Source organism: Pseudomonas sp. B21-054 (assembly GCF_026016345.1).
GTDB lineage: Bacteria > Pseudomonadota > Gammaproteobacteria > Pseudomonadales > Pseudomonadaceae > Aquipseudomonas.
In genome coordinates, this window is sequence record NZ_CP087204.1 from 5,571,803 (window position 1) to 5,598,233 (window position 26,431).

The 26,431-nt window shown below is 59.8% G+C and carries 25 protein-coding genes; 11 read left to right on the plus strand and 14 right to left on the minus strand.

What is annotated here, in order from left to right; all coding sequences use genetic code 11:
• Positions 1 to 184: 184 nt before the first annotated feature.
• Both lptG and lptF read right to left on the minus strand, forming a co-directional pair.
• Positions 185 to 1,246, minus strand: a complete 1,062-nt coding sequence (gene lptG, locus LOY70_RS24140) for an LPS export ABC transporter permease LptG (protein WP_123344398.1) — start codon at positions 1,244 to 1,246, stop codon at positions 185 to 187.
• Complete coding sequence (lptF, locus tag LOY70_RS24145) at positions 1,239 to 2,360, minus strand: LPS export ABC transporter permease LptF (protein ID WP_123417113.1); 1,122 nt, start codon at positions 2,358 to 2,360, stop codon at positions 1,239 to 1,241. The genes lptG and lptF overlap by 8 nt, the downstream gene beginning before the upstream one ends.
• Before the next feature lie 311 nt (positions 2,361 to 2,671).
• Between lptF and LOY70_RS24150 the strand changes: the two genes are divergently transcribed.
• From LOY70_RS24150 to rlmF, 5 genes are all read left to right on the plus strand, one after another.
• Positions 2,672 to 4,162 (plus strand): leucyl aminopeptidase, encoded by a 1,491-nt coding sequence (locus LOY70_RS24150; protein ID WP_265029572.1) that lies wholly within the window; start codon positions 2,672 to 2,674, stop codon positions 4,160 to 4,162.
• 60 nt (positions 4,163 to 4,222) lie between these two features.
• The gene (locus LOY70_RS24155) at positions 4,223 to 4,651 is read left to right on the plus strand and encodes a DNA polymerase III subunit chi (RefSeq protein ID WP_265029573.1); all 429 of its coding nucleotides are present in this window, start codon (positions 4,223 to 4,225) and stop codon (positions 4,649 to 4,651) included.
• A gap of 7 nt (positions 4,652 to 4,658) precedes the next feature.
• On the plus strand, positions 4,659 to 5,024 hold the full coding sequence (locus LOY70_RS24160; protein ID WP_265029574.1) for a DNA polymerase III subunit chi: 366 nt from the start codon (positions 4,659 to 4,661) through the stop codon (positions 5,022 to 5,024).
• Positions 5,025 to 5,266: 242 nt separating this feature from the next.
• The gene (locus LOY70_RS24165) at positions 5,267 to 8,113 is read left to right on the plus strand and encodes a valine--tRNA ligase (protein ID WP_265029575.1); all 2,847 of its coding nucleotides are present in this window, start codon (positions 5,267 to 5,269) and stop codon (positions 8,111 to 8,113) included.
• A 254-nt stretch (positions 8,114 to 8,367) separates the two neighbouring features.
• Positions 8,368 to 9,393, plus strand: coding sequence for a 23S rRNA (adenine(1618)-N(6))-methyltransferase RlmF (gene rlmF / locus LOY70_RS24170; RefSeq protein WP_265029576.1), 1,026 nt, complete (start codon positions 8,368 to 8,370; stop codon positions 9,391 to 9,393).
• A gap of 105 nt (positions 9,394 to 9,498) precedes the next feature.
• Here the strand turns inward: rlmF and LOY70_RS24175 are convergent, their stop codons facing one another.
• Entirely contained in the window at positions 9,499 to 9,780 is a 282-nt protein-coding gene (locus tag LOY70_RS24175) for an HU family DNA-binding protein (RefSeq protein ID WP_053149369.1), read from the minus strand.
• A 396-nt stretch (positions 9,781 to 10,176) separates the two neighbouring features.
• Between LOY70_RS24175 and yejK the strand changes: the two genes are divergently transcribed.
• Complete coding sequence (gene yejK / locus LOY70_RS24180) at positions 10,177 to 11,181, plus strand: nucleoid-associated protein YejK (protein WP_025215345.1); 1,005 nt, start codon at positions 10,177 to 10,179, stop codon at positions 11,179 to 11,181.
• A gap of 585 nt (positions 11,182 to 11,766) precedes the next feature.
• On the opposite strand, the gene LOY70_RS24185 is transcribed toward yejK, so the two are convergent.
• From LOY70_RS24185 to LOY70_RS24210, 7 genes are all read right to left on the minus strand, one after another.
• On the minus strand, positions 11,767 to 12,978 hold the full coding sequence (locus LOY70_RS24185; protein WP_265029577.1) for a DUF2599 domain-containing protein: 1,212 nt from the start codon (positions 12,976 to 12,978) through the stop codon (positions 11,767 to 11,769).
• An 88-nt stretch (positions 12,979 to 13,066) separates the two neighbouring features.
• Positions 13,067 to 13,234, minus strand: a complete 168-nt coding sequence (locus LOY70_RS30260; RefSeq protein WP_413776614.1) for a DUF2599 domain-containing protein — start codon at positions 13,232 to 13,234, stop codon at positions 13,067 to 13,069.
• 259 nt (positions 13,235 to 13,493) lie between these two features.
• Entirely contained in the window at positions 13,494 to 14,426 is a 933-nt protein-coding gene (locus LOY70_RS24190; protein WP_265029578.1) for a glutathione S-transferase family protein, read from the minus strand.
• Positions 14,427 to 14,505: 79 nt separating this feature from the next.
• Positions 14,506 to 14,829 (minus strand): GIY-YIG nuclease family protein, encoded by a 324-nt coding sequence (locus tag LOY70_RS24195; protein WP_123417106.1) that lies wholly within the window; start codon positions 14,827 to 14,829, stop codon positions 14,506 to 14,508.
• Between the two features lie 39 nt (positions 14,830 to 14,868).
• Positions 14,869 to 15,339, minus strand: coding sequence for a nuclear transport factor 2 family protein (locus LOY70_RS24200; protein WP_123344389.1), 471 nt, complete (start codon positions 15,337 to 15,339; stop codon positions 14,869 to 14,871).
• Positions 15,340 to 15,427: 88 nt separating this feature from the next.
• Positions 15,428 to 16,756, minus strand: coding sequence for a CynX/NimT family MFS transporter (locus LOY70_RS24205; protein WP_413776615.1), 1,329 nt, complete (start codon positions 16,754 to 16,756; stop codon positions 15,428 to 15,430).
• Positions 16,746 to 17,405 (minus strand): FadR/GntR family transcriptional regulator, encoded by a 660-nt coding sequence (locus LOY70_RS24210; protein WP_003178336.1) that lies wholly within the window; start codon positions 17,403 to 17,405, stop codon positions 16,746 to 16,748. Before LOY70_RS24210 ends, LOY70_RS24205 begins: the two co-directional genes overlap by 11 nt.
• A gap of 164 nt (positions 17,406 to 17,569) precedes the next feature.
• Between LOY70_RS24210 and LOY70_RS24215 the strand changes: the two genes are divergently transcribed.
• Positions 17,570 to 17,881 carry a type II toxin-antitoxin system MqsR family toxin gene (locus LOY70_RS24215; protein ID WP_265029580.1) on the plus strand — a complete coding sequence of 104 codons (312 nt, stop codon included), beginning with the start codon at positions 17,570 to 17,572 and terminating at the stop codon, positions 17,879 to 17,881.
• The gene (locus tag LOY70_RS24220) at positions 17,878 to 18,360 is read left to right on the plus strand and encodes a type II toxin-antitoxin system MqsA family antitoxin (RefSeq protein ID WP_265029581.1); all 483 of its coding nucleotides are present in this window, start codon (positions 17,878 to 17,880) and stop codon (positions 18,358 to 18,360) included. The genes LOY70_RS24215 and LOY70_RS24220 overlap by 4 nt, the downstream gene beginning before the upstream one ends.
• Before the next feature lie 62 nt (positions 18,361 to 18,422).
• On the opposite strand, the gene LOY70_RS24225 is transcribed toward LOY70_RS24220, so the two are convergent.
• The 4 genes from LOY70_RS24225 to LOY70_RS24240 all read right to left on the minus strand — a co-directional run bounded on the left by LOY70_RS24225 (position 18,423) and on the right by LOY70_RS24240 (position 22,585).
• Positions 18,423 to 19,187 (minus strand): amino acid ABC transporter ATP-binding protein, encoded by a 765-nt coding sequence (locus LOY70_RS24225; RefSeq protein ID WP_003178331.1) that lies wholly within the window; start codon positions 19,185 to 19,187, stop codon positions 18,423 to 18,425.
• Positions 19,188 to 19,198: 11 nt separating this feature from the next.
• A complete protein-coding gene (locus LOY70_RS24230) occupies positions 19,199 to 20,296 on the minus strand; it encodes an amino acid ABC transporter permease (RefSeq protein ID WP_230148600.1) in 1,098 nt (365 codons plus the stop codon).
• 10 nt (positions 20,297 to 20,306) lie between these two features.
• On the minus strand, positions 20,307 to 21,488 hold the full coding sequence (locus tag LOY70_RS24235; protein ID WP_265029582.1) for an amino acid ABC transporter permease: 1,182 nt from the start codon (positions 21,486 to 21,488) through the stop codon (positions 20,307 to 20,309).
• A gap of 65 nt (positions 21,489 to 21,553) precedes the next feature.
• Entirely contained in the window at positions 21,554 to 22,585 is a 1,032-nt protein-coding gene (locus LOY70_RS24240; RefSeq protein ID WP_265029583.1) for an amino acid ABC transporter substrate-binding protein, read from the minus strand.
• A gap of 472 nt (positions 22,586 to 23,057) precedes the next feature.
• On the opposite strand from LOY70_RS24240, the gene LOY70_RS24245 reads away from it, so the two are divergent.
• From LOY70_RS24245 to LOY70_RS24255, 3 genes are all read left to right on the plus strand, one after another.
• A complete protein-coding gene (locus tag LOY70_RS24245; RefSeq protein ID WP_265029584.1) occupies positions 23,058 to 23,714 on the plus strand; it encodes an alpha/beta hydrolase in 657 nt (218 codons plus the stop codon).
• 99 nt (positions 23,715 to 23,813) lie between these two features.
• A complete protein-coding gene (gene rhlB, locus LOY70_RS24250) occupies positions 23,814 to 25,277 on the plus strand; it encodes an ATP-dependent RNA helicase RhlB (RefSeq protein ID WP_025215356.1) in 1,464 nt (487 codons plus the stop codon).
• A gap of 126 nt (positions 25,278 to 25,403) precedes the next feature.
• Positions 25,404 to 26,351 carry an ornithine cyclodeaminase family protein gene (locus LOY70_RS24255; protein ID WP_265029585.1) on the plus strand — a complete coding sequence of 316 codons (948 nt, stop codon included), beginning with the start codon at positions 25,404 to 25,406 and terminating at the stop codon, positions 26,349 to 26,351.
• Positions 26,352 to 26,431 lie beyond the last annotated feature (80 nt).

The window sequence follows — 26,431 nt, forward strand, 5'->3', positions numbered from 1 at the left end:
TGATACAGACGCCATTGTGGCGAGGGGATTTATCCCCGTTGGGCTGCGAAGCAGTCCCACGATCCATCAGCCATCTCGATGTGTCAGGTAGGACGCGGGGGGTTGCTGCGCAAGCCGGCGGGGATAAATCCCCTCGCCACAGCAAGCTCCCTCGCCACAGAGCCTGCTCGCCACAAGATTGGGGTCAACCCGCCCGGCGTAACAACCAGAGCCCGGCCAACGCGCAGACAGCTGCGGGGACCAGCACTGCAAACAGCGGCGAGAAACCGAACACCAGGCTCGATGGCCCCAGCAAATCCTGGGCAATGCGGAATGTGAAGCCCACCAGCACGCCGGTAAACACCCGCTGGCCAAGGGTCACCGAACGCAGCGGGCCGAAGATGAAGGAAATCGCCATCAGCACCAGGGCGGCAGTGACCAGCGGTTGCAACACCTTGACCCAAAAAGCCAACCAGTAGCGGCCGTTGTTCAGCCCCTGGTCCGCCAGGTAGTGGATGTAGCCCCACAAACCGGTAATCGACAGGGACTCCGGCGCCATCACTACGGTGCTGAGCAGTTGCGGGCTGATCGACACTTCCCAGCGTTCTTCCGGAGCGGCGACCACCTCGGTGCGCTTGTCATGGAACAGGGTGGTGGTGACATCGCTCAGTTGCCAGTGATCGTCGGCGAATTTGGCGCGCTTGGCGAAGCTAGAGGACAGCATGTGCCGCTGATCGTCGAAGCGATAACGGGTCACGCCGTACAGAATGCCGTTGGGCTGGACCGAGTTGATGTGGATGAACTCATCGCCCTGGCGGTGCCACAAGCCGTGCTTGGCGCTTTGTGCATCACCGCCGCCCTGGGCCAGGGAACGGTTGGCCTGGGCGGTATTTTCAGTGGCCGGGGCGATGTATTCGCCGATCAGCACACCCACCAGCATCAGCACCAGCATCGGCTTCATCACCGCCCAGACGATCCGGCCAATGGACACGCCAGCGGCGCGCATGATGGTCAGCTCGCTGTTGCTGGCCAGGCTGCCCAGGCCGATCAGGCACCCGATCAGCGCGGCCATCGGCAGCATGTCGTACAAACGCCGCGGCGCTGTCAGCAGCACGTAGCTCAGGACGTCCGCCAGGGTATAGGTATCGCTGACGTCACTCATTTCATCAATGAAGGCAAACAGGGTCGCCAGGCCAAGAATGATCCCCAGCACCGCAAGGATCGCCATGAACACGCTGCTGCCGATGTAGCGATCGAGTTTAACCACGGGCCACCTCCAGCGCGCTGCGACGACTGGCCAGCTTCAGGCGTAGCGGCTCCCAGTAGAGCAACCCCAGGCCGATGGCCAGGAAGATCGAGTGCACCCACCATAAGCCCAGGGCCGGCGGGATCTTGCCTTTCTCCAGCGCACTACGGGCGGAAATCAGGATGGTCAGGTAAGCCATATACAGAAGAATCGCCGGCAGCAGCTTGAGGAAACGGCCCTGGCGCGGATTGACCCGCGACAGCGGGACCGCCATGAGGGTCACGATGAACACCAACAGCGGCAGCGACAGGCGCCATTGCAGCTCGGTGCGGGCTCGGATGTCGTCGTTACCCAGCAGGCTGGCCGTGGGCATGGCGTCGCGGTCGGTGACTTCGTCGCTGACCTCGGGCTTGGGCAGCAACACGCCATAGGTGTCGTACTTGATGGCCCGGTAATCGGCCTGCCCCGGCTTGCCGTCATAGCGATAGCCGTTTTCCAGGATCAGGTAGCGGTTGCCGTCGGGGTTGATTTCCTGCCGGCCCTTCTCGGCCACCAGCACGGAAATGCCGCGATCCTTTTTAGTATCGGAAGACAGGTTCTTTTGGGTGATGAAGACGCCACCCAGGTCGACCCGGTCGTCCGAGAGCTGTTCGGTATAGGTGACGCGCGTACCGTCACGTAGCGCCTGGAAACGTCCCGGCACCAGGGTATCGAATTCGGTCATGGCGTCCTGCTGGTTGATCAGCAGCTGGAACTGGTTGGCGCCCTGGGGCGCCAGGCTCAGACTCAGCCAGGCCACCACCAACGCCACCAACGCGGCCGGGAACAGCGTGATGCGAAACAGTCGCTGCTGGCTCATGCCGGTGGCCGACAGCACGGTCATTTCACTGTCGAGGTACAAGCGGCCGTAGGCCAGCAAAATACCCAGGAACAACCCCAGTGGCAGGATCAGTTGCAGGAAGCCCGGCAGGCGGAACCCCATGATCAGGAACAGGGAGCCCGGGTCCAGGGCGCCGGAGGCCGCCTGGGCGAGGTATTTGATGAAGCGCCCGCTCATGATGATGACCAGCAGTACGGCGCTGACGGCGCTTAGGGTCAACAGGACTTCGCGGGAGAGATAACGAAAGACGATCAAACCAGACACTCCAAGGTTGTCAGGCTAAGGCGGCCAAACAAGCAAACGTATCGAGCCGGCCCACCAAGGCGAACCGCCGAAAAAAGAGCCGCATTATCCTGTGATTGGAGGCGCCTGTCACTTCGCACGCTTTAAACCGGTGCTTAAAGCCAAAAGTTAGCGCCGTCGAGGGTTGTCAGGCTCGGGCGCCGGGGTTCAAACTGCGGCCTTTGTCGCCGGCAACACCGGCGCTTCTTTATATAGAAGAAGCTCGCTCAGCGCGCCATTGTGTCGGCGCCTGGCATCTTGACCATTCATTCAGGGATCCGCACATGGAACTGGTTGTAAAAAGCGTCAGCCCAGAAACGTTGAAAACCGCCACGCTGGTGGTTGCCGTCGGTGAAGACCGCAAGCTCGGCGTCGTCGCCACCCAACTCGATGCCCTGTGCGACGGCGCCATCAGCGCCGTGCTCAAGCGTGGCGACCTGGCCGGCAAGGTTGGCCAGAGCCTGTTGCTGCACAACCTGCCCAACCTCAAGGCCGACCGCGTGCTGCTGGTGGGCGTGGGCAAGGACGCCGAACTCGGCGACCGTCCGTTCCGTAAAATCATCGCGGGCGTGCTCGGCACCCTTAAAAGCCTGGGCGGCGCCGATGCCGCCCTGGCACTGGACGAATTGGTCATCAAGGGCCGCGACAGCTATGGCAAGAACCGCCTGCTGGCCGAGACCCTGGTAGACGGCGAATACCAGTTCGACCGCTTCAAGAGCCAGAAGGCCGAACGCCGCGCCTTGAAAAAAATCACCCTGCTGACCATCAAGGCCGCCCAGGCTGAAGTGCAGCGCGCCGTGACCCACGCCACCGCGATTGCCAACGGCATGGCCTTCACCCGCGACTTGGGCAACCTGCCGCCGAACATCTGCCACCCGACGTTCATGGGTGAACAGGCCAAGGCCTTGGGCAAAGAATTCAAGGGCCTGAAAGTCGAGGTCTTCGACGAGAAGAAAATCAAAGACCTGGGCATGGGTTCGTTCTATGCCGTCGGCCAGGGCAGCGCCCAGCCGCCACGCCTGATCGTCATGCAATACAACGGCGGCAAGAAATCCGAGAAGCCTTACGCACTGGTGGGCAAAGGCATTACCTTCGACACCGGCGGCATCAGCCTCAAGCCGGGCGCCGGCATGGATGAAATGAAGTACGACATGGGCGGCGCCGCGAGCGTGTTCGGCACCCTGCGCGCCGTGCTCGAACTGCAACTGCCGATCAACCTGGTGTGCATCCTGGCTTGCGCCGAGAACATGCCCAGCGGTACCGCCTCGCGTCCGGGTGACATCGTCACCACCATGAGCGGACAGACCGTGGAAATCCTCAACACCGACGCCGAAGGCCGCCTGGTGCTGTGCGACGCCCTCACCTACTCCGAGCGTTTCAAGCCACAAGCGGTGATCGACATCGCCACCCTGACCGGCGCCTGCGTCGTCGCCCTCGGTGCCCACACCTCGGGCCTGCTGGGCAACAACGACGAACTGATCGGCCAATTGCTCAGCGCCGGCCAGCAAGCCGACGACCGCGCCTGGCAATTGCCGCTGTTCGATGAATACCAGGAACAGCTGGACAGCCCGTTCGCCGACATCGCCAACATCGGCGGCCCGAAAGCCGGGACCATCACGGCGGCGTGCTTCCTGTCGCGCTTCACCAAGAACCTTAACTGGGCGCACCTGGACATCGCCGGCACGGCCTGGACCAGCGGCGGCAAGGACAAGGGCGCCACCGGCCGTCCGGTTCCCCTGCTGACCCAGTACCTGCTGGACCGCGCCAAGGCCTGACACCGATGACCGTCGTTGGCGCCACCTTCGGGGAGCGTCATCGGCGGCTCAGGAACTGCAATGACCAAAGTCGATTTCTACATCCTGCCCAGCGCCGATCCGTCGGCGCGGTTGAATTTTGCCTGCAAGCTCACCGAAAAGGCCTGGCGCATGGGCCATCGCATCTACCTGCATTGCAGCGATGCCGCCCAGCGCGATGACCTCGATGCACGCCTGTGGGCCTTCAAGGGCGAAAGCTTCGTGCCCCATGGTCCGGCCGAAAGCGAACCCGAAGGGCTGATCGTGCTTGGGCTGGGGGATGACTGCGGTCAACACCAGGACCTGCTGGTCAACCTTGATCTGAAAGTGCCGGCCTTCGCCCAGCGCTTCGCCCGCGTGGCGGAAGTGGTGGTGGAAGACCCGGCCATCCGACAAGCCGCGCGGGAGAGTTTTCGTTTCTACCGCGAACAGGGCTATCCTCTGCAAGACCACCGTTTACAGCGACTCTGAGCCTACGATGGACACTCCAAAACCGCCGCAAAAGCCCACGCACCTGCTGGATGACCTCGAATCGATCCGCCAGTTGCTCGGCGACGACAACCTGCAACCACCGCTGTTGACCGATACGGTGGAGCACGACCCCGTCCACGACGAACAGATCCCCCTGTTGTTCGAGCCGATCAACGGCCAGCCAGAACCCAAGCCCGCCGCCAAGCCCGAGACCAAGGGGCCCGACGCCCTGCTGCACCTGGACCGCGAATTGCGCGCCGCCGCGCAGCTGATCATGCAGGACGTCATCGACGACTTCGCCCCGCACATCGAGACCGAGATCAAGCGTCGGCTGGATGCACGGATGGAGCGGTTGCTCAGTCAGTACGAGTAATCGAGCCCTGCAGGATCAGTTCACACGTTTCCTGATCGCTGAACACCTTGTGGGGAGCGAGCTTGCTCGCGATAGCTGTGTGCTAATCCACCGCTATCGCGGGCAAGCTCGCTCCCGCAGTGTTCGGTTGCGCCCACAAGCCCTCAGCCCGACAAGCCGCTCGCCGCTTGTGGCTTGCATCTGCCCCGCCCGCTATACTTCCCGGCTTTTCCTGAATAAATGCCAATAGGGTCCCGCCGCGCATGGATAAGACCTACCAGCCGCACGCCATTGAAACTTCCTGGTACAACACCTGGGAGTCCGAGAATTATTTCGCTCCGCAAGGCGCGGGCGATTCCTACACCATCATGATCCCGCCGCCGAACGTCACCGGCAGCCTGCACATGGGCCACGGTTTCAACAACGCGATCATGGACGCCCTGATCCGTTTCCGCCGCATGCAAGGCCGTAACACCCTGTGGCAACCGGGTACCGACCACGCCGGTATTGCCACGCAGATGCTGGTGGAGCGCCGCCTCGAAGCCCAGGGCCAGAATCGCCATGACCTGGGTCGCGAAAAATTCCTGGAGAAAGTCTGGGAATGGAAAGACGAGTCCGGTGGCAACATCAGCCGCCAGATCCGTCGCCTCGGCTCGTCCGTTGACTGGAGCCGCGAGCGCTTCACCATGGACGATGGCCTCTCGGATGCAGTGAAAGAAGCCTTCGTGCGCCTGCATGAAGACGGGCTGATTTATCGCGGCAAGCGCCTGGTCAACTGGGACACCAAGTTGCACACGGCGATTTCCGACCTCGAAGTGGAGAACCATGACGAGAAGGGTTTCCTGTGGAACCTCAAGTACCCGTTGGCCGATGGCGCCAAGACCGCCGAAGGCAAGGACTACCTGATCGTCGCCACCACGCGTCCGGAAACCATGCTCGGTGACGCCGCCGTGGCGGTGAACCCTAACGATGAGCGCTACAAGGCCCTGATTGGCAAGTTCGTGGAACTGCCTTTGGTTGGCCGGCGCATCCCGATCATCGGCGACGATTATTGCGACCCTGAATTCGGCACCGGCTGCGTGAAGATCACCCCGGCCCACGACTTCAACGACTACGAAGTCGGCAAGCGCCACAACCTGCCGCTGCTGAACATCTTCGACAAAAACGCCAACGTGTTGCCGGCGGCCCAGGTGTTCAACCTCGACGGCACGCTGAACGAAAGCGTCGACGGCACGCTGCCGGCCGAATACGCCGGCCTCGACCGTTTCGAAGCGCGCAAGCAGATCGTCGCGGCATTCGAGGCCGCCGGCCTGCTGGTCAGCGTCGACGATCACGCCCTGAAAGTCCCGAAAGGCGACCGCTCCGGCACCATCATCGAGCCGTGGCTGACCGACCAGTGGTACGTGTCCACCAAACCGCTGGCCGAGCCGGCGATTGCCGCCGTGGAAGACGGCCGCATCCAGTTCGTGCCCAAGCAATACGAAAACATGTACTTCTCGTGGATGCGCGACATCCAGGATTGGTGCATCAGCCGTCAGCTGTGGTGGGGCCATCGCATCCCGGCCTGGTACGACGAATCGGGCAAGGTCTATGTCGGCCGCGATGAAGCCGAAGTCCGCGCCAAGCACAACCTCGGTCCGGACGTCGCCCTGACGCAGGACAACGACGTCCTCGACACCTGGTTCAGCTCGGGCCTGTGGACCTTCTCCACCCTGGGCTGGCCGCAGCAGACCGAGTTCCTGAAGAAATTCCACTCCACCGACGTGCTGGTCACCGGTTTCGACATCATTTTCTTCTGGGTCGCCCGGATGATCATGATGACCATGCACCTGATGAAGAACGAAGACGGTACCCCGCAAGTACCGTTCAAGACGGTCTACGTTCATGGCCTGGTGCGCGACGGCCAGGGCCAGAAGATGTCCAAGTCCAAGGGCAACGTCCTGGACCCGCTGGACATCATCGACGGCATCGACCTGGAAACCCTGGTGCAGAAACGCACCTCCGGCCTGATGCAGCCGAAACTGGCGAAGAAGATCGAGAAAGCCACCCGCGAAGAATTCGCCGAGGGCATCGCCAGCTACGGCACCGATGCCCTGCGTTTCACTTTCTGCTCGCTGGCGTCCACCGGTCGCGACATCAAGTTCGACATGGGTCGCGTCGAAGGCTATCGCAACTTCTGCAACAAGATCTGGAACGCCGCGCGATACGTGCTGGATAAAGGCGAAGACTGCGGCCAGAACGGCGAAGCCTACGAGCTGACCCTGGCGGATCGCTGGATCATCTCCCAGCTGCAACGCACCGAGGCCGAGGTGACTCGCCAGTTGGATCAGTTCCGTTTCGACCTGGCTGCACAAGCCTTGTACGAGTTCATCTGGAACCAGTATTGCGACTGGTACCTGGAACTGTCCAAGCCGGTGCTGTGGGACGAAAACGCACCGGTCGAACGCCAGCGCGGCACCCGCCGTACCCTGGTGCGCGTGTTGGAAGTGGCCCTGCGCCTGGCGCATCCGTTCATGCCGTTCATCACCGAGGAAATCTGGCAGCGCATCGCACCGCTGGCGGGCATCCAGGGCAAGACGATCATGCTGCAACCGTGGCCGGTGGCCAACGAGACCCGCATCGATCCGGCGGCCGAAGACGACATCGAATGGCTCAAGACCTTCATGCTGGGCCTGCGTAACATCCGCGCCGAAATGAACATCGGCCCGGGCAAGCCGCTGACCCTGTTCCTGAAGAATGCCAGCGCCGAAGACCTGCGTCGCCTCAACGAAAACGAGGCGCTGCTCAAGAAGCTGGCGAAGCTCGAATCGGTGACGGTGCTGGCCGCCGGCGAAGAAGCACCACTGTCGGCCACCGCCCTGGTCGGCGAGATGGAAGTGCTGGTGCCGATGGCCGGCCTGATCGACAAGGCCGCCGAACTGGCGCGCCTGGACAAGGAAATCCTGCGTCTGAAGGGTGAAGTGCAGCGGGTCGGCGGCAAGCTGTCCAACGCCGGTTTCGTCGACAAGGCCCCGGCCGAAGTCATCGAAAAGGAACGGGCCAAACTGGCCGAGGCCGAACAGGCCTTGGGCAAGCTGGCCGAGCAGCATGCGCGGATTGCCAGTTTGTAGGGTGATTCGCCACTGAAGAAGGAGGCCCTGGTGGCCTCCTTTTTTTCTGCCTGGCACTTTACTTACTCAAGCTGAGCCCCCTGTGGGAGCGAGCTTGCTCGCGATAGCGGAGGGTCAGCTTGCATCAATGCTGGATGGGTCGCCGCCATCGCGAGCAAGCTCGCTCCCACATTTGAATCGTGCAGTCATCACGACCAGGCTGGATGTGGGACAATACCCGCCACTTTTTGAGCCATCCCCGAATCGACCCGCCCATGACCGCCCCCCGCACACCCAGACCTGCACGCCAGAAGCCCAAACCCGCCACCGAGGCCAAAGCCGTGGCGCCGCGGGAGAAGGCCAGCCTGCATCCACGCAACCGTCACCAGGGCCGCTACGACTTCCCGGCGTTGATCAAGTCCACGCCTGAATTGGCCAAGTTCGTGATCCTCAATCCGTACGGCAAGGAAAGCATCGACTTCGCCAGCCCGGACGCGGTGCGGGTGTTCAACCGGGCGCTGCTCAAAGCCTTCTATGGCATCGCCCATTGGGACATTCCAGCCGACTACCTGTGCCCCCCAGTGCCTGGTCGCGCGGACTATGTGCACTTCCTCGCTGATTTGCTCGCCAGTCATAACGAAGGCGAGATCCCTCGGGGTGCGGCCGTGAAGGTGCTGGACATCGGCACGGGCGCCAACTGCGTCTATCCGCTGATCGGCTACAGCGACTACCGCTGGCACTTCCTCGGCTCGGAGATCGACCCGACCGCCATTGCCTCGGCCAAGGCCATCGTCCAATCCAACGGCTTGAGCAAGGCCATCCAGTTGCGCCAGCAAGCCAACCGCAAGCAGATCCTCCTGGGCCTGCTGGAGGATGGCGAACGGTTCGACCTGACGATGTGCAATCCACCGTTCCACGCGTCCCTGGAGGAAGCCACCAAGGGCAGCCAGCGCAAATGGCGGGCGCTGGGCAAGGCCGATCCGAAACGCAAACTGCCGGTGCTGAACTTTGGTGGCCAGGCAGCCGAACTATGGTGCGAGGGTGGGGAAGCTCGGTTCGTCACACAGCTGATCAGCGAAAGCGCACAGCTGGCCCGGCAAGTGCTGTGGTTCAGTACGCTGGTGTCGAAGGCTTCGAACCTGCCGGCCATTCAGGCCGCATTGAAAAAAGCCGGTGCGCTGCAGAGTCAGGTGGTGGAAATGTCCCAGGGCCAGAAGCAGAGCCGCTTCGTGGCCTGGACCTTTCAGACCGAGGCGCAGCAACAGGCCTGGCGTCAGGCGCGCTGGGTCCGCAACGACTGAAACCTGTGGCGAGGGGATTTATCCCCTCACCACAGTCCACTTTATCCCAGGCAACAAAAAACCGTGCCCGGATCACTCCGCGGCACGGTTTTTTTTGCAACGATCTTACTTGTTGACCGCGTCGGTCAGGCCTTTGGCCACAACCAGCTTGATCACTTTCTTGGCAGCGATTTCGATGGCAGCGCCAGTCGAAGGGTTACGGCCGGTACGGGCAGGACGCTCGGTGACTTTCAGCTTGCCAACACCTGGCAAGGTGATTTCGCCGCCGTTTTCCAGCTGATCGGCAACGATTTGGCCCAGTTGGTCCAGCAGTGCACGCACGGTGGTTTTCGGCGCGTCTACAGCTTCAGCCAAATCAGCGATCAATTGGTCTTTAGTAAGAGCCATGTAGTGTTCCTTCCCTATCAAATTCATATGGATTGCAGAGTGCAGTGTCAGCCATCGAGCCCGATCTCTATTGATCAGGCACCCTCGGCAATCACCACGACGGATCGGGGTAATAGATGCCGAAAACCGGGTTTGGTTCGACCTGACAGATGCTGAATGCACGCTTAACGCAGTGACTTCGCGTAAGACCGGGCAAAACTAGCACAGAGCAGGGGAAATATCCGCCTCTAGCTACCCATTTGGTCAGCTTTCTTGCGCTAAAACGGTAAAAAATTGCATATGGGGTGTCGCAAGGGTCTGAAAGAGGCTTTGCAGAGTTTCAAAACCAGTGATTGCGGTACACTGGGCCCTTTTTCGGGGAGCCCGCCCTCCTCTCTTTCACCAGCCGAGAAACCCATGCCGATCCGTCATTGCATCGTCCACCTGATCGACAAAAAACCCGACGGCACACCCGCAGTGCTCCATGCCCGCGACTCCGAACTGAGCGAGTCCACAGCCATCGAGAACATGCTCGCCGACCTCAACGAGAGCTACAACGCCAAACAAGGCAAGGCCTGGGGCTTTTTCCATGCCGAGTCCGGCGCGCACCCGTTCAGCGGCTGGTTGAAGGAATACCTCGACGGCGGCAAGGATTTCACCGCCTTCAGTCGCGTGGCGGTGGAACACCTGCAAAAGCTGATGGAAGAGTCCAACCTGTCGGTGGGTGGCCATGTGCTGTTCGCCCACTATCAACAAGGCATGACCGACTACCTGGCGATTGCCCTGCTGCACCACAGCGAAGGCGTGGCCGTCACCGACGAGCTGGACGTGACCCCGTCCCGTCACCTGGACCTGGGCCAATTGCACCTGGCGGCGCGGATCAACGTATCGGAATGGCAGAACAACAAGCAATCCAAGCAGTACATCTCTTTCATCAAGGGCAAGAACGGCAAGAAGGTCTCGGAGTACTTCCGCGACTTCATCGGCTGCCAGGAAGGCGTCGATGGCCCTGGCGAGACCCGCACCCTGCTCAAGGCCTTCAGTGACTTCGTCGAAAGCGAAGACCTGCCTGAAGACGATGCCCGGGAAAAAACCAAGACCCTGGTGGATTACGCCAGCAGCCAGGCCAAACTTGGCGAGCCGATGGGCCTGGCAGAACTGTCCGAGCTGATCGACGAAGATCGCCCGAAAGCCTTCTACGATCACATCCGCAACAAGGACTACGGCTTGTCGCCGGAAATCCCGGCGGATAAACGCACCCTCAACCAGTTCCGCCGCTTCACCGGACGAGCCGAAGGGTTGTCCATCAGCTTCGAAGCGCACCTGCTGGGCTCCAAGATCGAATATGACGAAGAAGCCGGCACGCTGATTATCAAGGGGTTGCCCACGTCGCTGACCGACCAGCTCAAGCGACGTAATTGATATTCAGTGCAGCACCCACCCTCTACGGCTCTATGAGTAACCCGAATTAGAGCTGTAGAGTGCACCGTCGTTGGCAGGGACAGCAGATAACCACTGATCAGAACTGTCAACCCTGACAGTATCCGCGCTTCAATAAATTATTAATTTTATAGACACCACTGTTTCAACCAATCAGTGGCCGAGATGAGTCCCTGACAAGGGACTTAACAGACGGAGCCTATAAAAATGAATTCAAGCCAACGGTACTGCGTGCAAAACCGGCTTATCAAAACAACCCGCCTAAGCCTAGTGTATTTTCTTATCTATGCCTACGCTGACTCAGCCGCGGCCGCAGCGTACACTTGTACATACTACTCCATGCCAGGCTACACCCCCGTAAAAACCATCCCTATCAATGCGACTGACACATCAGACGCGCTGCAACAAGCGAAAGCCAGCTTTCAAGGGGAAACGTTTTACAATGCCAACTTTAATTGGATTTTTTGCAAACTTTAATGAGGAACACCCCTGACCACATCGCCCGCGATTATGATCCTGGGCGATGTGGTCGATTTCATTCCAGTACAAAGACCTATCACGGCGAACTCAAATCGGATTACACCCAGCCGCCACAGCACTATCATGGGAAACATTGGGTCTGAACGGTTCCATATTCCATTCCGGCTTGTAACGAGAAATAACAAGATGACACACTAGTTGACGTCGCATGCCACCACCATCATTGTTCACCCAACGAGGATCATCCCCGTACCGCTTGAGCAACTCTGCATACACAGCTTCCGTACTCTCCGCTCTTGCCTCCCGCCCTTTATCCGTCGGGACAACGGACAAACTCCATTCCTCTTTCTTCGACCCTGGATCATAACGTTTAATCCACCTTGCGTACTTGATATACCCGTCCAGGGGATCGGCCATCTTGATAGCCTGATCGTCCGCACTGAAAGTAAAAGTGGCATCCTCAGCGCGCGAGCCAGGCAATGTCATAGCAATCACCGGTACGAGAACATTGGCCGCCGCAAAGTAATCTTTCTGATCATATTGAGCATCTGCCAACCCTCCGGGCAAATAAAAGAAAGCCCTTATAGGCAGCGTCGCCGGCTTGCTTGCATCCCACGAGGCCGTTGCCAGTCTCATTTCATTCTGCTGATTAAGGGACCTCGTCGCATCAAGACTCATCGCCTTGATAGACTCATTGAAGGAACTGGTCGCTTTTTCATCAGCTTCATCCCTTACATTGAATCCACACTGGTTCACATTACTGAAATTATCAGCGACCCGTTTGTCATACCACTGCTGCGCCGTGTAAATGCCTTGGCGGTGACACAAATCGCTATTTGACGTTGCACCTTGAGCCACGCCACAACCATTTTCATTGCGAATATTAGTTGCGCCATCAACAGGAAACATACACAGCACGCTCACTTTTTGCTTTCCGACGGGCGCATAGAGCGGTGGAAATATGATAAAACCGTTATTCTCGTCACGTACCAATCTCTTGAATTCAGAATCGACACGCAGGTAAGAAAAAGAAAAACCACCGCTCGCAATAGCCGGGCCGCTTGGCGCCCAGGACTTGTAGGCCGGGGAAGGAATGGTCGCTCGAAAAATCAAACCACTGCACAGGAATCCAGGCATGGAAGGGCTGCCACAATTGACAGGGGTATCATTGTAGAGGGCTTGCAACTCAAAGGCGACCTGTGCACCAGACGTCTCCAGTGCTTGCGTCGCTGGGGCGTACAAGAGCAGAAAACCACAATGAACCAACATCACGTTCACTATTAAAGTTAAAGATTTCATCTCTATCTCCAATCGCGTGCCAATAGATTACCGACGCCTCGACACGGAAAATTTGTCGATTCGCAACCGGTCTAATTCAGGCAATCAGTCAGATATAATTACAACCCGCTGCGACCGCTTTTTCGTGTGTGGTGCCAGGCCGAAATGCTTCGCGGCTCCAGGCATCTTTTGTACGAAACGTTGTAATTAAACACACCAACTGTCTACGCATACCGCCGCTGTCTCGCTCCTTCCATTGAGTTTTTCTGAGGCGCACTTACACTTTCAGTTAAGCGCGTGTCTTGATCATCGCCTACTGTCAGGAATGACAGTCCTAAAGATTTTTCAGCTATAACCAACACATGAAAAAGACAAAAACTTATCCATGCGGGCACTCGGGAGCCTGACGCCTAAAATGATTGAACAGGAGGAATTGCCGAACGATAAGTGACTGTTCTTTAACAGTCACTTATCGGTCAGCGGAGAAAGCCGTCAATGGAGGCTAAGAAAAAGAGCATAAAAGAACAACAGACGCGTCAAACCGATAGTGCAAATCCCCATCGCGGGAAGTGCACATGCATCACCCCGCCACGCGCATCTTCGCGGCGCAGGATCAGCTCCTCGCGACCGGCAAACAGCAATTCCCCGACCACGGGATCGACGCCGTAGTCAGTCGCAGCGATGCTCACTTGTTGGCCCGGCGTAAACCCGTTCGGCTCTTCGAACGACTCATCCGGCAGCGCTGCCGGTGTGGCATTGCGGGCAATCTCCAAGGCTTCTTCGGAGCTCATCGCGCTCGACGCACCATGGCCGAAACCCAGCACCCGTGCCAACCATGCAGAAACAGCCGGATACGCGTCCACCAGCGGCGAAGTCACCGGCGTGCCCTTGAGGAACCACAGCGGGTGGGCCATGGCGAAATCGGCAATCGAAGGGTCACCCAACAGGAAGTCGCCTTCCTCGCGCTGCAACTGTTGCTCGAGGCGCGCCATGATCGTCGGCCACTGGTGCTTGGCTTGCTCGGCAGCCAAGCGTGTAGTGGTGCCGCCACTGAACAGCCCGGCGCGGTCGGCGATGAACGCCTTGATCGCTTCGGGCGGTAGCTTGGCGAAACGCACCGCCACCGATTCCGGCTGGAACACCAGGCTCACCGCGTGCTGGAACACCACCGAGTCGGCCCACGCCGCAAAAGACGCCGCGAGCATTTCCCGGCCTTCGGGGAACAGCGCCGGCGAGGCCTTTTCCTGCTCCAGTCGCCGAGCGATCAAGGACGTGTCGCAATAGATATCCGCGCCGACCTGCAATACCGGGGTCTTGCGATAGCCGCCCGTCAGGGCCGTCAGGTCGGGCTTGGGCATCATTGGCGGGATGTGCACCGAACGCCAGGACAAGCCCTTGAAACCCAGCAACAGACGGGCCTTCTCCGCAAAGGGAGATGTCGGGTAATGATGAAGAATCAGCTCTGACATGAGATTCGCCACTGCAGGAAGTAAGTCCCGCAGCTTAGCGCGCCGCGAACAGACGGCCTACCCTTCTGATGGGGGCCTATCAGTCTGGTTGATGAGGCCGCGCGGCACTCGCCACCAGGCATTCCTTGGCGCTTTTCCTGAGCTTTTTGATCAGACGCTCCTGGCGCAAGGCTTCGCCCTTGTCGCGGCAAGCTTCTGTGTACACCAATGCCACCGCCGGGCTGGAGAGAAAGAAGCGCGCGCCCTTGCCACTTTGGTGCTTGGCGAAACGCCGCACCGGGTCATCGCTGATGCCGCAGTACAGCGAGCCGTTGGCGGCCCGCACCAAGTAGACGAACCAGGGCTTGGCCGGTTCGCTCGCGGCGTGCACAGGCGGATCGGCTGATAGGTTGGCGGTGGTCACGGCATGTTCAACGGGCGAAGGAAACAAGCCGCGATCTTATCAGCGACTGGCCTGGAATGCCCGCAGCCCCTTGAGGGCCTGGGCCCTGACGGCGTTGCGCACCAGCGGCGTCCAGCCCAGCAGCAACCCTTTGGTACCCAACGCCTGGCGGGACCAGCGCCACAGGTCAAAGCTGTCATGGTGCTCGCAGATCTTGTCGTCGCGAAAAACGAAACGCGCCTGAATGTCATTGATCACGATATTGCCGGTCTGGCTGAACAGATAAGTCGCCACCCAATGAGCACCACCGGTGCGCTCATCGCTGCGCACGTTATCGAAGGTCAGGGAAAAATCCTTGGCCCGGGTGGTGAGCATGCGCCACATGTCGCCGGCATCGCGCCCGCGCAGCTCGCCGAACGCCGGGTCGCTGAACACCACGTCGTCGGTGTAGCAGGCGCTCATCGCTTCGGCATCCAGGCGCTGGAAGGCCTGGTAGAACCGGGTGATCACGGCGTTGTGGGCATCACTCATGGGCAGTCTCCGAAAATTCGCTTCAATAGACCTGCACGATAATCTGCCGTCGCGGGGAACACTACTGTCATTCGCCATGAAAATGACATCAGCTAAGAGGGGGAACTCTTTCGCTGCTGACCCCAACGTACAGCGCGCGGCCGGCCCCGATGCCCGCGATGATCGCTCCCAGGCCTACCAGGCCGAAGATCCAGCCCAAGGCGTTCCAGCCGCCGGTCAAGTCGTGGACCACGCCCACCGCGAACGGCCCCAGCGACGCCAGTGTGTAGCCGAAGCCCTGGGCCATGCTGGAGAGGTTGGCGGCCACATGGGCGTCCCGCGAGCGCAGCACGATCAGCGTCAGTGCCAGGCTGAACGTTGCGCCCTGCCCCAGGCCCAGCAGCATGGCCCAACCCCACAGGCCCTCGATGGGTGCATAGAGGCAACCGAACAACCCACCAAGGGTCATGAGCATGACGATCACGATGGCCAGGCGCTGGTCCTTGCCGCGGGTTGCCAGCCAGGGCGCCGCGAGGGAACTGATCAACTGCACGATGACCGAGACGGACAGTACGAGCCCGGCTTGGGTCGGGGTGAGGCCACGTCCGATCAGGATCGAAGGCAGCCAGCCGAACACGATATAGGCCAGGGAGGATTGCAGCCCCATGTACAACGTCACCTGCCAGGCCAGAGGATCACGCAACAAACCGCGAACCCGATACGCCACCTGATGAGCACCGTGTTTCTGGCCCACTTGCGGCAACCAGAACACCGCCGCCAGCAATGCCGGAATCGCCCAGAAACCCAGGCCCAGGGCCCAGCGTTGGTCCAAGTGTTCGCTCAACGGCACCGTCGCCCCGGCCGCCATCGCCGCCCCCAGGCACAGCGCCATGGTGTAGACACCGGTCATGGTACCGGCCTGCTTGGCGAAGTCGCGCTTGACGATGCCCGGCAACAACACGCCGATCACACCAATGCTCGCCCCAGCCAGGATACTGCCGGCGAACAGGCCGACCTGGCCGAAAGAGCTGCGCAAAATGATCCCCGCGGCCAGCGTCAGCAAGATCCCCAGCACCACGCGTTCGGCACCGAAACGCCGCGCCAGCACCGGCGCCAGCGGCGCGAACAGGCCCAGGCAGAGCACAGGCAGGGTGGTCAGCAAACCGGCCTGAGCAGCCGACAGGCCAAGGCTTTTCGAGACTTCACTGAGCAGCGGCGCCATGCTCGACAGCGCTGGACGCAGGTTCAGCGCCACCAGGATCAACCCGAGCAGCAACAACCAGGGCCGACACACCAACGCAGGGCGCTGCTGGGCCTGCTCGTCGTCGGCTTCGGCGTCGATCAACAATTCTTCGAGTTCGGCGGCACGCTTGGGCGTCGTCGAGGGGGTACGGTCAAGCAAATCGCGGGACATGGAAAGCTCGGGTTCAGGGTTCATTGATCAACTGTCGGCACAGGGCCTTGGCCCGTTGCGGATCCTGTCGTTCGACGGCGTCGAGAATTTCGCCGTGCAGGTCGAACACATGTTGATGACGGGGAACGATGTTGAGGCTCTGGCGCAATTGCGCGCCGATCACACTGGAAAAATAGCGATACAACTCGCTGAGGGCCGGGTTGTGTGCGGCGTCCACAAGGAGACGGTGGAACACCAGGTCGCAGGCGATGTAGTGCTCCAGATCGCCGTGATAATGCTCGCCACTGGTTCTCAGCGCCTGGCGCAAGGCACGCAAATCATCATCGGTGCGCCGCAACGCAGCCAAGCCGATGGCCTCGACTTCGAGGATATGCCGGGTTTCACGGGCCTGATCCAATGAACAGCGAGACAGCACCTTGAGGGTGTCCAGCGGGTCCACCGTCGCTCGCACGTAACTGCCGTCACCCTGGCGGATCTCGATCAACCCGGAAAATGCCAGCACGCGCATGGCTTCGCGCACGGTATTGCGGCTGATCCCCAGCTCGGCCACCAACTCGGGCTCGGTGGGCAACCGTTGCCCCACGACCCACACGCCATCGCTGATGCGCTGGCGCAGTTGGTCCAGGGCTTGATCGACCAGGGATCGCTTAATTAATGGAGAAATGTCTGACATGGAACCCACCCTTTCATCCAATCATAGGATGAATTTTCTGACATGTTAGTCAGCTTCGCGTAGGACGGCAACCGCCTAGGGTCAACGGGAGGTAAAGAAACGAGATTTTCGATTAGTCAAAATTACCCTTTGAGGGTAATTTTAAGGACAGGGCACGCCGTTCTATGGAAAAGAACACACCCCACTACGCCTTGGCGGCGATACAGGCAGATGTCAGGCGGCTTAAAGGGAAAGCTTTCACCAGCACTGCGAAGAACACTGCTCGGACGCTCGGTTTAAACGTCTCGGACATGCAGCAGCTCATCCATGGGCTTGAGCGAAAACAGTTCTACAAATCGATGGCCACCTATGACGATCATCGAGTCTGGCATGACGTCTACCACGCCAATTCACACGGTCTGCAGATTTACCTGAAGGTGACGTACCGCCCCAGCGGAGGCCCACCGGTAATTTCCTTCAAGGAGAAAAACTCATGAAACACCAGCAATGCTTCAGCTGTGGTGCCCCGGAAGGCATGTTGCATTTCGAAGGTCGCGGCGAAACCATGAGCGTCAAGGGACTGGAACGCCGGGTCGATGACTTGTCTGGCTGGGAATGTCAGATGTGCGGCGAAGTCGAGCTCGATTCAAGCTGCTCGGATCGCTACGACCACGCAGGTGATGAGCTGGTCAACGCGGCCAGGCGAATGATCGGCGAGGAGATCAAACGTGTCCGGCGCAAACTGCATCTATCGCAAAAGGAAGCGGTACTGCTGCTATCGGGCGGTGGACACAATGCGTTTTCCCGCTACGAGCGCGGCGAGGTAGTGCCACCCAAGGCGTTGATCTTGCTGATGCGCCTGCTTGATCGCTATCCGCATTTGCTTGCCGATGTCCATGCCTTCGCTGAAGACGCAGACTTGCGGCAATTCAAAACGACGGTGCACAAGGAACACGAGACCCTCACGGCTTCCTGAGCACCGATGCACAAAAATAAACCCGGAACACGTCCGGGTTTATTTCACTGCCTAAGACTGGATCAATGCAGAATCTGGCTCAGGAACAGCTTGGTGCGGTCGTTCTGTGGGTTGTCGAAGAAGTCGTTCGGCGCGGCCTGTTCGACGATTTCACCCTTGTCCATGAAGATCACACGGTTGGCCACGGTGCGGGCAAAGCCCATTTCGTGGGTCACGCAGAGCATGGTCATGCCGTCTTCAGCCAGGCCGATCATGGTGTCGAGTACTTCCTTCACCATTTCCGGGTCGAGGGCCGAGGTTGGCTCGTCGAACAGCATGATTTTCGGCTTCATGCACAGGGCACGGGCGATGGCCACACGTTGCTGCTGACCGCCGGAGAGCTGGCCCGGGTACTTGTGCGCCTGCTCTGGAATGCGCACGCGCTCCAGGTAGTGCATGGCGATTTCCTCGGCCTTGCGCTTGGGCATCTTGCGTACCCACATCGGCGCCAGGGTGCAGTTCTGCAGGATGGTCAGGTGCGGGAACAGGTTGAAGTGCTGGAACACCATGCCGACTTCACGGCGGATCGCTTCGATCTGCTTGAGGTCGTTGGTCAGTTCCACGCCGTCAACCACGATGCGGCCCTGCTGGTGTTCTTCCAGACGGTTGAGGCAGCGGATGGTGGTGGACTTGCCGGAGCCCGACGGGCCGCACAGCACGATACGCTCGCCCTGCTTGACGTTCAGGTTGATGTCTTTCAACACATGGAACTGGCCGTACCATTTGTTCACGCCCTGCATCTGAATAATGCCTTCAGGGCTCACAGGCTGTTTGATCGCTTCACTCATAAACTACGCTCCTAACGCTTGTGGCCAGTGTCCAGCTTGCGTTCCAAATGCATGGAATAGCGGGACATACCAAAACAGAAAATCCAGAACACCAGGGCGGCGAACACATAGCCTTCGGTGGCCATGCCCAGCCATTTCGGGTCGGCGGCAGCTTGTTTTACGCTGTTGAGCAAGTCGAACAGGCCGATGATGATCACCAGGCTCGTGTCCTTGAACAACGCAATAAAGGTGTTGACGATGCCCGGGATCACCATCTTCAGGGCTTGCGGCAGAATCACCAGGCCCATGCTGCGCCAGTAGCCCAGGCCCATCGCTGCGGCTGCTTCGTACTGGCCCTTGGGAATGGCTTGCAGGCCACCACGCACCACTTCGGCAATGTAGGCCGACTGGAACAGGATGACCCCGATCAGCGCCCGCAGCAGCTTGTCGAAGTTCATGCCTTCGGGCAGGAACAGCGGCAGCATCACCGACGACATGAACAACACCGTGATCAACGGCACACCGCGCCAGAACTCGATGAAGGTTACGCAGACCACGCGGATCGCCGGCATGTTCGAACGTCGGCCCAACGCCAGGACGATACCCAGCGGCAAGGCGCCGACAATACCCACGGTAGCGATCACCAGGGTCAGCATCAAGCCGCCCCATTGGCTGGTCGCCACGGCGTCCAGGCCGAACACACCACCGTGCAGCAGGCACCAGGCAATGATCGGATACAGCACCAGGAAGCTCAGGCCGTAGATCGCCTTGCGCGGGAAGCGCGAGATGAACAGCGGCGCCACACCGATCACTGCCAGCCACACGGTCAGGTCGACGCGCCAGCGCAGGTCGGTCGGATAGTAACCGTACATGAACTGACCGAAACGCTGCTGGATGAACACCCAGCAGGCGCCTTCCTTGGTGCAGTCGGCGCGGGTGGTGCCGACCCAGTTGGCATCGAGGATCGCCCACTGCAGCAGTGGAGGCACGATCAGGTAGATCAGGTAAAACGCGAACAGCGTCAGCAGCGTGTTGATCCAGCTGGAGAACATGTTGGCGCGCATCCACGCCACCACGCCGATGCTGCTGCCCGGCGGGGGCATGTCAGGTTTGAAAGTATGAGTCGTCATGCGCGTTTCCTCACCGCTCGATCAGCGCAATGCGCTTGTTGTACCAGTTCATCAGCAAGGAAATGCTGATACTGATCGCCAGGTACACGCTCATGGTGATCGCAATCACCTCGATGGCCTGGCCCGTCTGGTTCAACACCGTGCCGGCAAACAGCGAAACCATTTCCGGGTAACCGATACCGGCCGCCAGGGAAGAGTTTTTCGCCAGGTTCAGGTATTGGCTGGTCAACGGTGGAATGATCACGCGCAGGGCCTGCGGGATGATCACTTTGCGCAGGGTCGGACCGTTGCGCAGCCCCAGGGAACGGGCGGCTTCGGTCTGGCCGTGGCTGACCGACTTGATGCCCGAACGCACGATCTCGGCGATGAACGCCGCGGTGTACACGGTCAAGGCCAGGGTCAAGGCCAGCAGCTCGGGAATCAGTACCCAACCACCGACGAAGTTGAAACCCTTGAGCTCCGGCATTTCCCAGTGCACCGGCGCACCAAAAAGCAGCGCGCTCAAGGCCGGGATCACCAGGAACAACGCCAGGCCGACCCAGAATTTATGAAACGGCTCGCCAGTCGCTTCGAAACGCTTGTTGGCCCAACGCGTCATCAGCACGATGGCGACGATCGCCAGCACAACGCTGATCACGAACGGCCAGAACCCCTCGGCCACGAGCGCGGCAGGCATGTTCAGGCCCCGGCTGCTGACAAAGAAGGTGTCGCCGAAGTTATGGGCGGCGCGCGGTCCCGGCATGCTCAGGAACACCGCGAAGTACCAGAACAGGATTTGCAGCAGTGGCGGAATGTTACGGAAGACCTCGACATAAACGGTCGCCAGCTTGGAGATGATCCAGTTCTGCGACAGCCGTGCCACGCCGATAATGAACCCCAGGATGGTGGCCAGGATCACGCCGATGAACGTGACCAGCAGCGTGTTGAGCAACCCGATGACAAATACCCGGGCATAGCTGTCCGCTTCGGTGTAGTCGATCAGGTGCTGGGCGATGCCGAAACCGGCACTGCGCTCCAGGAAGCCGAAACCGGAGGTGATGCCGCGGTGCTGGAGGTTGGTCTGTGTGTTATCGAACAGAAACCAGCCCAGCGCAATAACCGCCACGACAGTGACGATTTGAAATACCCACGCACGCACTCGTGGATCGCTGAGGCTGAGCCTCTGCTTAGGTGCGCCGATTGAATTTTGCATGAAGTGCCCCGCAAAGAATGGAACAGAACATCACCCGGTGGTTGGCCCACCGGGTGATAGAACCATCAGCGCACTGGTGGTGCGTATTGAATGCCGCCAGCGTTCCACAGAGCGTTCAAGCCGCGATCGATTTCCAGCGGAGTGCTCTTGCCGAGGTTGCGCTCGAACATCTCGCCGTAGTTACCGACTTGCTTGACGATTTGTACGACCCAGTCTTTCGGCAGTTTCAGGTCTTTGCCGTATTCACCGTCAGCGCCCAACATACGAGCGACGTCAGGGTTCTTGGTGGACTTGGCTTCGGCCTCGACGTTCTTCGAGGTCACACCGGCTTCTTCAGCGTTGAGCAAGGCGTAGCCAGTCCAACGGACAATGGCCAGCCACTCGTCGTCGCCGTTACGCACGACCGGGCCCAGAGGCTCTTTGGAAATGGTTTCCGGCAGAACCACGTAGTCCTTCGGCGCAGCCAGCTTGCTGCGCTGGGCGAACAGCTGGGATTTGTCCGAGGTCAGCACGTCGCAACGACCGGATTCCAGCGACTTGGCGCTTTCATCGGAGGTGTCGAAAGTGATCGGGGTGTACTTCAAGCCGTTGGCGCGGAAGTAGTCGGAAACGTTCAGCTCAGTGGTGGTACCGGCCTGGATGCAGATGGTTGCACCGTCCAGTTCCTTGGCGCTCTTGACGCCCAGCTTGTTGTTCGCCAGGAAACCAATGCCGTCGTAGTAGGTAATGAAACCTGGAAACTTCAGGCCCATGCCCGCATCACGGGAGCTGGTCATGGTGGAGTTGCGCGAGAGCATGTCGATTTCGCCCGATTGCAGCGCGGTGAAGCGCTCCTTGGCGTTCAACTGGCTGAATTTGACTTTGGTCGCGTCGCCGAATACCGCAGCGGCCACGGCACGGCAGAAGTCAGCGTCGATACCGACGATCTTGCCGCTTGAATCAGGCACCGAGAAACCCGGCAGGCCATCACTCACGCCACATTGCACAAAGCCTTTCTTCTGTACGGCATCCAGGGTTGCACCCGCCTGAGCGAACCCGCTGACACCGAGTACTGCTGCAGCAGTCACGACAGCCAGGGTGGATTTCAGTAACTTCATTCAAACCTCCAGTTTTGCTCTTGTTGTGTCGGAGCTCGAGTCCTGTCGCACCCTTTTGAGGCATTGCCGACCCTTGTTGGCTTTTTTTCGGGTCAACCGACGCTTTGGACCTTCGCTATGAGTCTATTAATGAGAACGCCCATAAACAGGGTCATGCCCACTTCTCACCAATCGGCCGAACGGGCTGTAGCCCTTCACGTTCGCGAAGCCCGTAGCGGCTATTGGCGAACATCCATCACCGGATTTCTGATATCCCATGCGTCGCGTCGAGCTGATAGTGTTACCGCGCAGCGTAAGAATCATCACTCAGGCATCCTCATAGCAAAGCCCGTACCACACCGCTACGCTTAGGCCTTGTGAAACACGTCAAGACAAAAAGTTGTAAGTTTGCGACATCTAATTAACTGAGACACCAAGCGCGCACTGTAATCACGCACTGATTGAGCGCGACCGCACAATTTTGGAGCACACCATGACCGACCCCTTGATTCTCGAGCCCAGCGGCACTGCCGATGCGTGTGTTATCTGGCTCCACGGCCTGGGCGCCGATCGTTATGATTTTTTGCCAGTGGCGGAAATTCTGCAGCAAAGCCTGCTCACCACGCGCTTCGTTCTGCCCCAGGCACCGACCCAGCCAGTGACGATCAACGGCGGCTACGCCATGCCCAGTTGGTACGATATTCGTGCCTTGAGCCCGGCACGGGCCATCGACGAACAACAACTCGAAGTGTCGGCGCAACGGGTCATCGACTTGCTCGAAACCCAGCGAGCCAGCGGAATAGACGCCTCGCGGATTTTCCTGGCGGGTTTCTCCCAGGGTGGCGCAGTGGTTTATCACACGGCATTCGTGAAATGGCAGGGCCCGCTGGGCGGCGTCATCGCGCTGTCTACTTATGCACCGACATTCAGCGACGAACTGCAATTGTCGGCCAGCCAACAGCGTATTCCGGTATTGGCATTGCACGGGCAATACGATGAAGTGGTACTCAACCCAATGGGACGGACCGCCAAGGAGTATTTAAAGCAGCATGGTGTCACCGTGACATGGCAGGAATACCCAATGGGCCACGAAGTGTTACCCGAAGAGATTCGTGACATCGGCACCTGGCTGACCGAGCGGTTGCGCTAAAGCGTCCGATTGCCACGTCAACGCATTGTTCATCACACTACGCCGCGCCCGTTTCTTGCATTACACTGGCCGGCGTACATTCCTTAACCAATCGATGAGATGACCGTGCTCAAAGCACTCAAGAAGATGTTCGGTAAAAGCGAGGCCGAGCAGCTCGCGCCTGGCGCAAGCGCCCCTGTCCACAGCCAGAGCCGTACCGATGCGCAACAACCGCGCCGGGCTGCCCCTGTTGCACAGGCCAAAAAAGAGCCCGCCGCCCAGCCTCTTATTGCCCCTGAACCCGAAAAACCACGCAACGAAGCCCCCAAGCCACGCCGCGAGCGCGCACCAAAACCGCCGGTCGTCGCCTGGAAGCTCGAGGACTTCGTGGTAGAACCCCAGGAAGGCAAGACCCGCTTCCACGATTTCAAGCTCGCCCCTGAACTGATGCACGCCATCCAGGACCTGGGCTTCCCGTATTGCACGCCGATCCAGGCGCAAGTACTGGGCTTCACCCTCGCCGGCAAAGACGCCATCGGCCGCGCCCAGACCGGCACCGGCAAGACCGCCGCGTTCCTGATTTCCATCATCACCCAATTGCTCCAGACCCCACCACCCAAAGAGCGCTACATGGGCGAACCGCGGGCACTGATCATCGCCCCGACCCGCGAACTGGTGGTGCAGATCGCCAAGGACGCCGCCGACCTGACCAAGTACACCGGCCTGAACGTCATGACGTTCGTGGGCGGCATGGACTTCGACAAGCAGCTCAAGCACCTCGAAGCCCGCCATTGCGACATTCTGGTGGCAACGCCAGGCCGCCTGCTGGATTTCAACCAGCGCGGCGACGTGCACCTGGACATGGTCGAAGTGATGGTGCTGGACGAAGCCGACCGCATGCTCGACATGGGCTTCATTCCCCAGGTCCGCCAGATCATTCGCCAGACGCCACCGAAAAGCGAACGCCAGACCCTGCTGTTCTCCGCCACCTTCACCGAAGACGTGATGAACCTGGCCAAGCAATGGACCACCGATCCGTCCATCGTCGAGATCGAGGCGCTGAACGTCGCCAGCGAAAACGTCGAGCAGCACATCTATGCGGTGGCCGGTGCCGACAAGTACAAGCTGCTCTACAACCTGGTCAACGACAACGGCTGGGAGCGGGTGATGGTGTTCGCCAACCGCAAGGATGAAGTGCGACGCATCGAAGAACGCCTGGTGCGCGATGGCGTCAACGCCGCCCAACTGTCGGGCGATGTGCCACAGCACAAGCGCATCAAGACACTGGAAGGTTTCCGCGAAGGCAAGATCCGCGTGCTGGTCGCCACCGACGTGGCCGGTCGCGGGATTCATATCGACGGGATCAGCCACGTGATCAACTTCACGTTGCCGGAAGTACCGGATGACTACGTACACCGGATCGGCCGGACCGGTCGTGCAGGCGCCGCGGGTGTATCCATCAGCTTCGCCGGTGAGGATGACTCCTATCAGTTGCCGTCCATCGAGGCGCTGCTGGGGAAAAAGATCAATTGCGAGACGCCGCCGACGCATCTGTTAAGACCGGTTGAGCGAAAACGCCCGTAACCGTCTCTACAGGACCAGAAAGCGCAGCCCAAAAAGCTGCGCTTTTTTTTTCGCCTGGAATATTGCTTGAATAAACTAAAAGTCCATAATAGACAAATTAGTTTACAACGGATTCTCGGAGCCCCGATGACCAGCACACCTTATGTGATGAACCAAGCCCAGGCCCGAGAACGGCTCGGACAAATCGACGTGCCGCAGATCCTGCGCAAGCTGTTCCGCGATCTCGCCGCCGGGCAAGCGGTGCAACCCGCCCAGCAACGTGTGGAATTTCCCCAAGGCGCCGGGGATTTCATCAACTACCTGGGCGTGCTGGCGCAAGACCAGGTCTACGGGGTCAAGACCTCGCCTTATATCGTGCGCGAACAAGGTCCGTTGGTGACCGCCTGGACCCTGCTGATGTCGATGCAGACCGGCCAGCCCCTGTTGCTGTGTGATGCCGCCGAGCTGACGACCGCCCGCACCGCCGCTACCACGGCCGTCGCTGTCGATGCCCTCGCCCCGCTCCAGGCCCGGCGCCTCGCGGTCATCGGCAGCGGCGCGGTGGCGCGAGCCCACGTGCAGTACGTCAAGGGCCTGCGGGACTGGCAAGGCATCAGCCTCTACTCGCCGGGCCTGAAGAACAAACCGGCGCAGGCACTTGCCTCGATCACCGACCTGGACCCACGCCTGCACATCGTCGACAGTCTTGAAACGGCGCTGTACGAGGCCGATGTAGTGATGCTCTGTACCTCGTCCGCCAAAGCGGTGCTCGACCCTCAGGTACTCGGCAAACCGGCACTGATCACTTCCATCAGCACCAACGCCCCTCGTGCACACGAAGTGCCGCCGCAGAGCCTCAACGACATGGACGTGTTCTGCGATTATCGTCAGACCACGCCGGGCTCGGCGGGTGAAATGTTGATCGCTGGCGAACAGCACGGCTGGCAGGCGTCGAGCATCGTCGGCGACTTGCCCGGGCTGCTCAGTGGACAGGTCGCACGCCCAGACTATCAACGCCATGTGTTCTTCCGCTCCATCGGCCTGGGGTTGGAAGATATTGCGTTGGCGAATGCGCTTTACCGACTTTACAACTGACACACCACATTTCCCTTGTGGGAGCGAGCTTGCTCGCGATAGCGGTGGGTCAGTCACCAGGAATGTCGACCGTCAGGCCG

Coding starts and splice junctions, on each gene's coding strand:
- rhlB (WP_025215356.1), top strand. CDS start 23,814: ATGACCGTGCTCAAAGCACTCAAGAAGATGTTCGGTAAAAGCGAGGCC.
- LOY70_RS24230 (WP_230148600.1), bottom strand. CDS start 20,296: ATGACGACTCATACTTTCAAACCTGACATGCCCCCGCCGGGCAGCAGC.
- LOY70_RS24200 (WP_123344389.1), bottom strand. CDS start 15,339: ATGAGTGATGCCCACAACGCCGTGATCACCCGGTTCTACCAGGCCTTC.
- LOY70_RS24210 (WP_003178336.1), bottom strand. CDS start 17,405: ATGTCAGACATTTCTCCATTAATTAAGCGATCCCTGGTCGATCAAGCC.
- LOY70_RS24220 (WP_265029581.1), top strand. CDS start 17,878: ATGAAACACCAGCAATGCTTCAGCTGTGGTGCCCCGGAAGGCATGTTG.
- LOY70_RS24225 (WP_003178331.1), bottom strand. CDS start 19,187: ATGAGTGAAGCGATCAAACAGCCTGTGAGCCCTGAAGGCATTATTCAG.
- LOY70_RS24165 (WP_265029575.1), top strand. CDS start 5,267: ATGGATAAGACCTACCAGCCGCACGCCATTGAAACTTCCTGGTACAAC.
- LOY70_RS24175 (WP_053149369.1), bottom strand. CDS start 9,780: ATGGCTCTTACTAAAGACCAATTGATCGCTGATTTGGCTGAAGCTGTA.
- LOY70_RS24215 (WP_265029580.1), top strand. CDS start 17,570: ATGGAAAAGAACACACCCCACTACGCCTTGGCGGCGATACAGGCAGAT.
- LOY70_RS24160 (WP_265029574.1), top strand. CDS start 4,659: ATGGACACTCCAAAACCGCCGCAAAAGCCCACGCACCTGCTGGATGAC.
- LOY70_RS24185 (WP_265029577.1), bottom strand. CDS start 12,978: ATGAAATCTTTAACTTTAATAGTGAACGTGATGTTGGTTCATTGTGGT.
- yejK (WP_025215345.1), top strand. CDS start 10,177: ATGCCGATCCGTCATTGCATCGTCCACCTGATCGACAAAAAACCCGAC.
- LOY70_RS24235 (WP_265029582.1), bottom strand. CDS start 21,488: ATGCAAAATTCAATCGGCGCACCTAAGCAGAGGCTCAGCCTCAGCGAT.
- LOY70_RS24245 (WP_265029584.1), top strand. CDS start 23,058: ATGACCGACCCCTTGATTCTCGAGCCCAGCGGCACTGCCGATGCGTGT.
- rlmF (WP_265029576.1), top strand. CDS start 8,368: ATGACCGCCCCCCGCACACCCAGACCTGCACGCCAGAAGCCCAAACCC.
- LOY70_RS24240 (WP_265029583.1), bottom strand. CDS start 22,585: ATGAAGTTACTGAAATCCACCCTGGCTGTCGTGACTGCTGCAGCAGTA.
- LOY70_RS24255 (WP_265029585.1), top strand. CDS start 25,404: ATGACCAGCACACCTTATGTGATGAACCAAGCCCAGGCCCGAGAACGG.
- LOY70_RS24155 (WP_265029573.1), top strand. CDS start 4,223: ATGACCAAAGTCGATTTCTACATCCTGCCCAGCGCCGATCCGTCGGCG.
- LOY70_RS24205 (WP_413776615.1), bottom strand. CDS start 16,756: ATGAACCCTGAACCCGAGCTTTCCATGTCCCGCGATTTGCTTGACCGT.
- LOY70_RS24190 (WP_265029578.1), bottom strand. CDS start 14,426: ATGTCAGAGCTGATTCTTCATCATTACCCGACATCTCCCTTTGCGGAG.
- LOY70_RS24150 (WP_265029572.1), top strand. CDS start 2,672: ATGGAACTGGTTGTAAAAAGCGTCAGCCCAGAAACGTTGAAAACCGCC.